The organism is Patulibacter medicamentivorans, assembly GCF_000240225.1.
Taxonomy (GTDB): Bacteria; Actinomycetota; Thermoleophilia; order Solirubrobacterales; family Solirubrobacteraceae; genus Patulibacter; species Patulibacter medicamentivorans.
Genome location: NZ_AGUD01000335.1, coordinates 1 through 2,456, shown reverse-complemented (window position 1 = coordinate 2,456; position 2,456 = coordinate 1). Strand labels below are relative to the sequence as shown.

At 72.6% G+C, this 2,456-nt stretch carries 2 protein-coding genes and 1 pseudogene; all 3 read right to left on the bottom strand.

Going from position 1 to position 2,456, the window contains the following annotated elements:
* Positions 1–294, bottom strand: a pseudogene (locus PAI11_RS23485) (hypothetical protein); the annotation flags it as partial.
* 10 nt (positions 295–304) lie between these two features.
* Positions 305–1,366: a cytochrome d ubiquinol oxidase subunit II gene (gene cydB / locus PAI11_RS23480; RefSeq protein WP_007579560.1), complete on the bottom strand. Its 1,062-nt coding sequence runs from the start codon at positions 1,364–1,366 to the stop codon at positions 305–307.
* A gap of 2 nt (positions 1,367–1,368) precedes the next feature.
* A partial coding sequence (locus PAI11_RS23475) for a cytochrome ubiquinol oxidase subunit I (RefSeq protein WP_040601538.1) occupies positions 1,369–2,456 on the bottom strand: 1,088 nt, incomplete at its 5' end.

The following is a 2,456-nucleotide window of genomic DNA, read 5'->3' as shown; positions in this document are numbered from 1 at the left end:
GAGCCCGACCGCACGCTCGCGCAGCTCGGCGACCGCTCGCCGGCCGGCGGCCCGTCCCGACGTCTCGGCCAGCGCCTGCAGCGCCGCGCGCAGCAGGATCGCCGCCACCAGGCCCGCGAGTGCGAGCCCGATCCGGCCGCGGCCGCCGCCGACGCCGACCGCGATCAGGTGCGCCAGCAGCAGCGCCTGGGCGACCGTCGCGGCGGCCTCGCCGATCCCGAGCGCGGTCGTCCGCTGCAGCTGCCGGCGCAGCCCGGGGACGGCATCGAGCAGGTCGCGACGCGGCGGGCCCAAGGCTCGGCGCTCAGCCCTCGGCGGCGCGCCGCGCGGCCAGCGCCTGCAGCGGGTTCTGGGCGCGCTCGAAGCCCTCGGGCAGCACGCGGTGGCGGAAGACCCAGTACGTCCAGCCCTGGTAGAGCAGGACGATCGGCGTCATCACGGCGCCGATGATCGTCATCACCTTCAGCGTGTAGGGGGTCGAGGCCGCGTCGGCGATCGTCAGCGTCCCGGCCGGATCGCCGGTCGACGGCAGCACGTTCGGCCACAGCTGCGCGAACAGCAGCACCGCGACGCCGATCACCGCGACCGCCGTGCCGGCGAACGCGCGGCCCTCGTGCCCGCGGTGGACGGCCAGGCCGCAGATCGCCAGCGCGACCACGACGACGGCGAACGCGGCGACGGCGATCGGCGAGACCGCGTCGTCCGGCCCGCCCGACCCGAGCAGCGTCCAGAGGCCGAAGCCGGCGGCCAGCGCGGTCGCCAGCGGCCACGCGACCGCTGCCGCGCGCCGGGCCCGCAGGCGCACCGGGCCGTCGCAGCGCAGCGCCAGGAAGCAGGCCCCGTGGAGCGCGAACAGCGCCAGGACCGTCGCGGCGGCGAGCAGCGGGTAGGCGCCGAGCAGGTCGCCGAGCGAGCCCGTGAAGTCGTGCCGGCCGTCGAGCGGGATCCCGCGCACGACGTTGGCCAGGGCCAGCGCGACCGCCGCCGGAGCGGTGAACGAGCAGACCACCAGCGCCCGGTCCCAGGCGCGGGTCCAGCGGTCGTCCTGGTGCTTGACCCGATACTCGATCGCGAGCACGCGGACGATCAGCGCCACGAGCAGCAGCAGCAGCGGCAGGTAGAGCGCGCTGAACATCGACGCGTACCAGCCGGGGAAGGCCGCGAACATCGCGCCGCCCGCCACGATCAGCCAGACCTCGTTGGCGTCCCAGACCGGGCCGAAGGTGCGGATCGCCAGCCGCCGGTCCTCGGCGTCGCGGGCGACGAACGGCAGCAGCATCCCGACGCCGAAGTCGAAGCCCTCGAGCACCAGGTAGCCGGTCCAGAGGAGGGCGATCAGCAGGAACCAGACGGTGGGGAGGTCCATGGCTAGTACGCGAGGGAGGGGACGGAGGCGGTCTGGTCGTCGTCGCGCTCCAGCGGCTCGGGATCGCTGTCGGCGACGCGGCGGAAGAGCCAGAACTCGATCGCGCCGATCACGCAGTAGAGGACGATGAAGACGCCGAGCGAGATCGCGACGGTCGAGGCTCCCAGCTTGGAGACGGCGTCCTCGGTCTTCAGCAGCCCCGTCACCACCCACGGCTGACGCCCCTGCTCGGTGAAGATCCAGCCGGCGGCGTGGGCCAGGAAGCCGGCGAAGAGCCCGCCGATCGCCGCCCAGCGGAAGGCGCGGGTCCGCGCCAGGCCGGCGAGCCCGTTGCGCCAGCGCCGCTCCAGCAGCAGCCCGGTGGCGGCCAGCGCGGCCAGGAAGATCCCGATCCCGACCATGATCCGGAAGGTCCAGTAGTTGAGGCCGACGATCGGGTAGTACTCGGCCTTCGTCGGGTCGCGGCCGTGCGCCCGCTCGTAGGCGGCGTACTTCTTCGCGTCCGCCCGCTGCAGGTCGTCGATCCCCTCGACGTGGCCGCTGAAGGAGTTGGTGTCCATGAACGAGTAGAGCTTCGGGATCTCGAGCCGGAAGCTCAGGCGCTTGGGCTTCTTCTCGAACGGGCCGATCGCCATCAGCGACAGCGGCGCGCCGGAGCGGCTCTCGTAGAGCGCCTCGGCCGCGGCCATCTTCATCGGCTGCTGCTCGCCCATCAGCTGCCCGAAGAAGTGGCCGACGAGGACGGTCGCGATCGAGAAGGTCAGCAGCCCCCGCAGGCCCCAACGGGCCGAGCGACGGAAGAACTCGATCTCGTGCCCCGGCCGCTTGCCGAGCTGCCAGATCGAGATCCCGGTGATCAGCGCGGCGGCGGTCGTCAACGCCGCCGGGATCGTGTGGAAGTAGGCGAAGATCGCCGTCGAGTTGGTCAGCAGCGCCCAGATCGAGGTCAGGACGGCGTTGCCGGTCTCGGGATCGATTCGGTAGCCGACCGGGTGCTGCATCCAGGCGTTCGCGGCGAGGATGAAGAAGGCCGAGAAGTTGGTCCCGACGAAGACGAGCCAGATCGAGGCCAGGTGGAGCTTCTTGGGCA